This window comes from Pseudoalteromonas sp. OF7H-1 (genome assembly GCF_022347825.1).
GTDB lineage: Bacteria > Pseudomonadota > Gammaproteobacteria > Enterobacterales > Alteromonadaceae > Pseudoalteromonas > Pseudoalteromonas maricaloris.
This window is the reverse complement of sequence record NZ_JAKRFX010000016.1, coordinates 125015-132445: the sequence shown is the minus strand read 5'-3', so window position 1 is coordinate 132445 and position 7431 is coordinate 125015. Positions and strand designations below refer to the sequence as shown.

7 protein-coding genes are annotated in these 7431 nt (G+C 41.7%); 4 read left to right on the top strand and 3 right to left on the bottom strand.

Annotation, left to right across the window (positions count from 1 at the left end; genetic code table 11):
* Positions 1-309: 309 nt before the first annotated feature.
* A complete protein-coding gene (locus MHN30_RS18315; protein ID WP_239360647.1) occupies positions 310-1239 on the bottom strand; it encodes a porin in 930 nt (309 codons plus the stop codon).
* 148 nt (positions 1240-1387) lie between these two features.
* Positions 1388-2233, bottom strand: coding sequence for a LysR family transcriptional regulator (locus MHN30_RS18310; protein ID WP_010607242.1), 846 nt, complete (start codon positions 2231-2233; stop codon positions 1388-1390).
* 87 nt (positions 2234-2320) lie between these two features.
* Here MHN30_RS18310 and maoP point away from each other — a divergent pair, with 87 nt between their 5' ends.
* Complete coding sequence (maoP, locus tag MHN30_RS18305; protein ID WP_010607241.1) at positions 2321-2692, top strand: DUF413 domain-containing protein; 372 nt, start codon at positions 2321-2323, stop codon at positions 2690-2692.
* A 229-nt stretch (positions 2693-2921) separates the two neighbouring features.
* Positions 2922-4157, top strand: coding sequence for a response regulator (locus MHN30_RS18300; protein ID WP_239360646.1), 1236 nt, complete (start codon positions 2922-2924; stop codon positions 4155-4157).
* Here the strand turns inward: MHN30_RS18300 and rarD are convergent.
* Positions 4146-5036, bottom strand: coding sequence for an EamA family transporter RarD (rarD, locus tag MHN30_RS18295; protein ID WP_343224351.1), 891 nt, complete (start codon positions 5034-5036; stop codon positions 4146-4148). The genes MHN30_RS18300 and rarD overlap by 12 nt on opposite strands.
* A gap of 193 nt (positions 5037-5229) precedes the next feature.
* On the opposite strand from rarD, the gene recQ reads away from it, so the two are divergent.
* Both recQ and MHN30_RS18285 read left to right on the top strand, forming a co-directional pair.
* Positions 5230-7044 carry a DNA helicase RecQ gene (gene recQ / locus MHN30_RS18290; protein WP_239360644.1) on the top strand — a complete coding sequence of 605 codons (1815 nt, stop codon included), beginning with the start codon at positions 5230-5232 and terminating at the stop codon, positions 7042-7044.
* Positions 7044-7331 (top strand): DUF3630 family protein, encoded by a 288-nt coding sequence (locus MHN30_RS18285; protein WP_039493070.1) that lies wholly within the window; start codon positions 7044-7046, stop codon positions 7329-7331. Before recQ ends, MHN30_RS18285 begins: the two co-directional genes overlap by 1 nt.
* Positions 7332-7431: the final 100 nt, after the last annotated feature.

Genomic DNA, 7431 nt, shown 5'->3' with positions numbered 1-7431 from the left:
TCGAGGGATGTGCATTCTAAGCATTCCCGATTTTTTGTCAACACTTAATTTTGAATTTCTTGAGAAGAAGTTTCGAACTTAAGTTTTACTTGACGCTAACTCGTTGCTGCTTTGCTTTTCAGCGTAGTGCCCCGTGTCAGTGGGGTCGCATTATAGGGCGATCCGATTTTAGTGCAACCCTTTTTTTAAAGAAAATTGCGAAAAAACGTTTGTTCGAGCAAAAAGAAAACAACCCGAATATAAAACAAACAAAAACACCCGCGTTAGGCGGGTGTTTTACTATATATAAGCTTGGATAAAATCTATAAATTAAAACTTATACTCGATACCTAAGCCTAGATAATCCTTTTCTACTTGGTTGTCTGCATCAAATGTTGAGTAGAAACCATAAACCTTCGCGTTTTTAGCAAGCTTGTAATCAACACCGACAGAAATACCATCTACTTTGTCACCGGCATCGAAGTCAATAACTTGATATTGTGCTTTCAAGGTTGCATTACCCAATTTGTACGCTGCATTTAGTAAGTACCCATCGGCCTCTGCACTTCCATCCACCTTTTCTTGTGTCTGGTACATTGCACCAAGTTTGAAGTCAGCTACTTTACCTTGAACAGTGAAACGAACCGTGTCATAGCCGTTTACTTCGCTATCTGCCGCAATCGCCGCATAGACAGCTGACTCTTTCAATCCAGCATCGCCGTATGTTAGCGCAGTAGAGAAACCGTTTTCACCTTCTTCACTGTCTTCAGCAATAAAGCTTCCTAATACTCTAAAGCCATTAAAGCTTGGTGACTTGTAGGAAATTGAATCACCTAAGCGATTTTCGCCTTTAAAGAGTACCTTAATGTCACCCTCAAGGTCGTTGAACTGGTCTAACTTACCTTGAGACTGTTTTAATGCGGTGTCATTACGGCCGATAACGACTTCACCGAAGTTACCTTTTAAACCCACGTACTGATTACGTGCAGTAATATTGTCTTTATCACCTTTTGAATCAGCGTCAGAGACATCTACTTGGAACTCAAGCTTATAAATAACTTCTAAACCAGAGTCTAATTTCTCAGAACCTTTGAAACCAAAGCGAGAGGCGTTACTTTTAATTTCAGTAACTGAACCAGCACCATCGTCAGAAGATTGTACCGATACATTCGCTTTACCATAAACATCTACTTCAGCGTTTGCTTGAAAAGTGAATGCACTTAGTAATGATAGCGCTAAAGCAGTCTTAGTTAGTTTCATGTGTATTTCCTCAATATCGCAACACGTATTTTCAAAACACGCGCAGTTTGACACTGGTAAATGACAAAAATATTACATATAAAATATTTCTGAAAATAAAATGACACCCAAGCTTAAGAAATGCGTCACAAAAGGTTCATTATAAGAATTACTTCACCGCCCCCAGTAAATTTACGATGGTTTCTATTTGCTCTAATTGGTCGTTGTCTTTGTGGTATGCCACAAATATCTCTCTTGAGTTACTTTCTACTTCGTCAACTTGAGTCAACCTTCCAGCCTCAATGGACTCTAACGCTAACGCTTCTGGCACAAATGCAGAGCCACCACACTGAAGAATAAGATCGAGTGCTATTCTGCCGGTGCTGGTTCTAAAATAAGGAGGGGTTGCGCCAGTGAACTGTTTTGCATGCCATAGAGAAAAAGCAGTTCCCCAATCAACATAAACATACTGGTTGTCAAAAAAGTCTTCCTTTGTTGCGTTATCAAAAGTGCTTACAGGAATAATAGCAAGATCGCTGATCGGCTTAACAACCAGCTCATCCACTTTTGGCGGATCGAACAGAACAGCGAGATCCAGTGTTCGCTCTAATAATAGTCGCGTGCTTTCTTGCTGTGCTTTCACTTCAGCAACAAGCGATACTCCGGGCATAGCGGATACAATATGGTTAATCCCGAATTGTAAAAATGCGTCCCAAATATTAGCCGTGCCACTCAGTGACAATTGCTTGTGCATATTGTTTGCAAGTGCAACATCGACTTTGGCGCGCTGCATCCCAGTTAAGATCATTTTGGCGTGTGGTAACAACCTTTCACCTGGCGCAGTTAACTGAATATTGTTACGCTGGCGAATAAAAAGATTCACCCCTAAACTTTGCTCAAGCTGGCGGATCCTAAAACTTACAGCTGACTGAGTGATGTATAAATTTTCTGCCGCTCGACCGAAGTGACGGGTTTTGACAACTTCGACAAAAGTTTTTAATAGATCTATGTCCATTTTTCTTCCTGACGATAAAAATTACTCGTTTAAAAAATTATAAAACTTGGTCCATACTCCAGCCAGATAATCTTAGAGGACTCAGTTATGGATCATAATTTAGCGACTTTGAAAAATGCATTTGCAAGCCCCAGAGCCTTTTATGATGACGCCAACTTCCCTAGAGGATTCGGACGCAGTGGTCACTTCACGCTACAAGAAGCCGAAATTCTTGAACGCTGTGGTGCCACATTAAGAAGCTTATACAGCAAAGCAGAAGAACCTCAAAACAGTTTCCAATCCCAGTTTGTTCAGGTAATGGAAGGGTTAATTCCTCCAACTAACGCTGTAGAAAAAGCCTGGACCAAATATTTGAAGCATACTACGTGTAAGACAAAGTTTCACACGCTATTTGGACGCTCTAAAGTTCAAAACGATGGTAGCGTGGTGATCCCGGTAGATATTGACGACGAGCTATAAGCGAAATCGTCTAAACCCTATCAAGCTTAGACGCCAACAGAGTAACCTTATTTCTGTCTTTGGTGTCTAAGCACTTCTATTATTTATACCATTTCAATCTCGATTACCTCATCACCCCCTATCTTTCTCGTATTTTGTTCTTAGTCGTTATCTGTTTATTAGCACAAGCATTGCAATTAAGCGCAGTTAGGTTAAGAATTAGTAAAACAGGAAATGATTGGCGAAGGTTGTGTTACGGAAAATCTTAATCATTGAAGACACCCCCACCATTGCGAAGGTGCAAAAGCATATTGCAACCACTGTGGGATATCATGTAGATATTGCAGAGTCTTTGGCTGAAGCCAAAGCATTATTATCACAGCACGACTATTTTTGTGCCGTGGTAGATTTTGTGTTACCTGATGCGCCGCTTGGAGAAGCTATTCCTTGCACGGTTAAAGCTGATATACCTACCATAGTGATGACTGGTAACCTTGAAAGTCAGACTCGCTCAATCGTTGAGCAATACCCCATCATCGACTATATCACCAAGGAAAATAAACAAGCCTATCATTATTTACGTCGCCAATTAGAACGCCTGCCAAGAAATGAAAATGTCAGAGTACTGGTTGTGGACGACTCTATTTCGTCGAGACACTATATCTCAGCACTCCTCACTCGCCATAAATATCAGGTACTAGAAGCCTGTGATGGCATAGAGGCACTCGCGGTATTAAAAGACAATCCGGATATTTCAGTGATCATCACCGACAATGAAATGCCAAATATGCGAGGCGAAGAGTTATGTATCGAAATTAGGCGACTCTACACTGATGATGATAAAGCGATAATTGGTATATCTGGAGTTGAAACCGAAAATTTATCTACACGATTTTTGAAAAATGGTGCTAATGACTACCTCAGAAAACCCTTTAACGCTGAAGAGTTTTACTGCCGTCTTAGCCAGAACGTCGATATGCTAGAACATATTCAAACGATACGCCGACAAGCAAATACAGACTATCTAACCAGCTTGCCAAATCGACGCTACTTTTTCGATACCGTAAAGAAAAGCCTAAAAGCAAGACATAAAAAGGAGCTCTACGGGCTGATCGCTATGATAGATATAGATCATTTTAAGCAAGTAAATGACAAATATGGCCATGAAGGCGGCGATGCGGTGCTTGAGTCAATTGGCCAAGCGTTTGCTCAATACTTTCCCAATGATTTAGTCGCTCGATTAGGCGGCGAAGAGTTTGCGATATATTTTAAAGATACGGTGGCTGATCATTGCAAAGAAAGACTAGAGTGCTTCAGGGAATATTTAGAACAAAGTAGTAACGAACTGACTGAACAGCGGATCTCGTTTACTGTTTCAATGGGACTTGCCGCTCAGGTGACTACGGACATTGAAAGCCTGATAAAACAAGCCGATGAGCGTTTATATCAGGCGAAAGCTTCGGGAAGAAACCGCTTAGTTCACTAAGCGCTTTCTTTTATCTCGATAAGAATCAAAGCTAAACATCACCAGCGCGCCCCAAATAAAGGCAAACGTTATAGCTCGTTCAGCATCAAAGGCTTCCCCGTAAAAGAGTACCGCCAATATAAACATTAAGCTCGGCCCGATATATTGAAAAAAACCAAGTGTCGTGTAGGGTATCCGTTTTGCTGCTGCGGTAAAGCATAACAAAGGTAAAGTTGTCACCACACCCGCACTTATCAATAGCGTGTTGGTATACCAATCATTATTCCAAAGGTTGCTTGTGGCACTCGGCTCAACCCACCACCAATAAACCAGTGCAATTGGGGTGAGAATAAGGGCTTCCACCAGCAATCCCGGAAGCGATTCAACCGCTAAGGTCTTACGTAACAATCCATATATCGCAAACGATCCCGCCAGTGAAAACGCAATGACAGGGAATGAGCCAAAACTAATTAACTGTAATACCACACCCACTATCGCTAATAGCACAGCAAACTTTTGCGCCGTTCTCAACCTTTCCGATAAGAATAACATTCCCAATAGCACGTTGAGTAATGGGTTGATGTAATAACCCAAACTCGCGTCTAACATAAAGCCGTTATTCACAGACCAAATAAATAAACCCCAGTTAAAACCCAACAGCAACGCAGTGAGTGTCAACATCGCCAGCAACTTAGGATTAGCCAATATGGCCTTAATTTTGGGCCATTGCTGCTTTGCCAGCACAATTAGTGCAATAAAAAATACAGACCACACAACGCGATGAATGAGTATCTCAATCGCGTCGACATGGACGAGTTGCTTAAAATAGATGGGTGCAAGTCCCCACATAAAAAAGGCGAGTACAGCGAGTAAGTGGCCTTTCTTTTGTTCTTCAATCACGGGCGTTTAACCTTTGGAGGGATCAACTAAGAGGTCAATCATTATACTCATTTTTACTAATCACGGCGATGAAAGTTCGATGAATTCACAATCACAAAGTTTAAAGCCAACAAGTGCTCAAAACTTATTCAAGTCTCTTAAGATTAGATAAAAAGCAAAGACAAGGTTCAAAAAAAGCTCTAAAATGACGCCGATGGATACCCTCGTAAGCACCCCAATTAACGACCCTCATTCAGTACTGAAAGATGTGTTTGGCTACAGTACGTTTAGAGATGGTCAGCTTGATATTATTCAGTCTAGCTTAGCTGGTCAGGATACGCTTGTACTACTGCCTACCGGCGGCGGTAAATCGCTCTGTTACCAAGTCCCAGCAGTATTATTTGCAGGCGTGACAATTGTTATATCGCCACTTATCTCATTAATGCAAGATCAGGTCGCGCAGTTAAAAGCACAAGGCATAGCCGCTGAATATATCAACAACAGCGTCGCTTGGGAGCAGCAAAGAGATATCTATGACGCGCTTTTCCAAGGTCGTTTAAAGCTGCTTTACGTTGCACCAGAAAAGGCCTTACAACGAGACTTTATTGAACGCATATCCAACTGTAACATCAGTTTATTTGCCATTGATGAAGCTCACTGTGTATCCCACTGGGGACATGACTTTAGACCGCACTATTTTCGTTTAAAAGAATTGCGTCAACATTTTCCGTCTGTTCCGATGATGGCATTAACCGCAACGGCTGATTTAGCGACACGAAAAGATATTGTCCAGCAATTAGGTATGCAAGCACCATTTATCTATACCGGTAGCTTTGACAGACCCAATATTCGTTACACCATCGAAGAAAAGTTCAAACCCCTGTCGCAATTGATCCGCTATTTAAAAGAGCAAAAGGGGCAAAGTGGCATAATCTATTGTGGTAGCCGTAAACGTGTTGATGATATTGCCGAAAAGCTGATTGATGCCGGGTTCAATGCAGCTGGTTATCACGCAGGTCTAGATAATGATCAGCGCCAGTTTGTACAAAACCGCTTCGCCCGAGATGACATTCAAATCGTAGTTGCAACCGTTGCTTTTGGGATGGGGATCAATAAACCCAACGTGCGATTTGTGGTTCACTATGATATTCCTAAAAGTGTAGAAGCGTATTATCAAGAAACCGGCCGTGCAGGGCGAGATAGCTTAGCTGCTGAAGCCGTTATGTACTTTGATCCTGCAGATATTCCCCGCGTTAGACGCTTTTTTGAAGATATTCCAGACGAGCAACGTCGTAAGGTCGAAGAACAGCGCTTTCAGGCGATGGCGAGTTTTGCTGAAGCGCAAACCTGTCGTCGTCAAATTTTGCTCAATTACTTCAGCGAATATCAACGTGAAGCATGCGGTAACTGTGATATTTGCCTTAATCCACCGAAACAATTTGATGGCACATTAGTTGCCCAACAAGCGTTATCGTGCGTATACCGCGCAGAGCAACGCTTTGGCATTGGTTACATTGTGGATATTTTGCGTGGGGCAAATACCGCAAGGATCAGAGAACAAAACCACCATACCCTCTCAACCTATGGGATCGGGAAAGAGCACAGCAATGAATTTTGGCTGAGTATCTTACGTCAATTGATCCATCATGGTTTATTGAGTCAAGATATTACTCAAGGCGCAACGCTTAGATTAACAGAAGCCGCCCGCGCCGTACTTCGCGGCGAATATGTGCTGCAACTCGCAGAACCAAGACTTGTAGCTAAGCATGTCTATCAAGATAAACTGGCTCAGTTTAATTACGATAAGAAACTATTTGCTAAGCTTCGTGCACTCAGAAAGCAGCTCGCAGATGAAGATGATGTACCGCCGTATGTTGTATTTAACGACCGAACATTGGCTGAAATGGCACAAAGAACGCCAACAACTGATAGTGAGTTTTTGCAAGTGTCTGGTGTCGGTTTTACTAAGCTCAGCAAGTACGGTGCCCCTTTCATGCAGCTCATTCGCAATTATTTGGAAAGAGAATAATGACTACACTCACTTTGGATAATTCACACGAGGTAATTATCGTCAGCTGTGAAATTACACCTCAAGACGATGAATTTGAACTTTGGGGGCAAATATTCTTACATCAAGATGAGATTCAATTAATTGAATTCTCTGCTGGAGCGGATAGACATCAGTGGCGTTTTTCATATAAAAGCTGTAATTTTAATTTAAATTTTGAACATTACAGTGAGAGTGTGTGGATAGCTCCTGATGGCGTTGATGCCTTAGAGCTCCTACCTTTCCTACGCCAACAACTTTCTCGTTAAGTCCACATAAAGCTCTTTAAGTCTATAAATATTATTACTTTTGTTGCAGAACTAAAGCAAGCTGCAACAATATAATCCATACTAAAGGAATATTAGACTT

Excerpts from the sequence above, each read along its gene's own strand:
- MHN30_RS18315 (WP_239360647.1), bottom strand. The coding sequence starts at position 1,239 with ATGAAACTAACTAAGACTGCTTTAGCGCTATCATTACTAAGTGCATTC.
- MHN30_RS18310 (WP_010607242.1), bottom strand. The coding sequence starts at position 2,233 with ATGGACATAGATCTATTAAAAACTTTTGTCGAAGTTGTCAAAACCCGT.
- maoP (WP_010607241.1), top strand. The coding sequence starts at position 2,321 with ATGGATCATAATTTAGCGACTTTGAAAAATGCATTTGCAAGCCCCAGA.
- recQ (WP_239360644.1), top strand. The coding sequence starts at position 5,230 with ATGGATACCCTCGTAAGCACCCCAATTAACGACCCTCATTCAGTACTG.
- MHN30_RS18285 (WP_039493070.1), top strand. The coding sequence starts at position 7,044 with ATGACTACACTCACTTTGGATAATTCACACGAGGTAATTATCGTCAGC.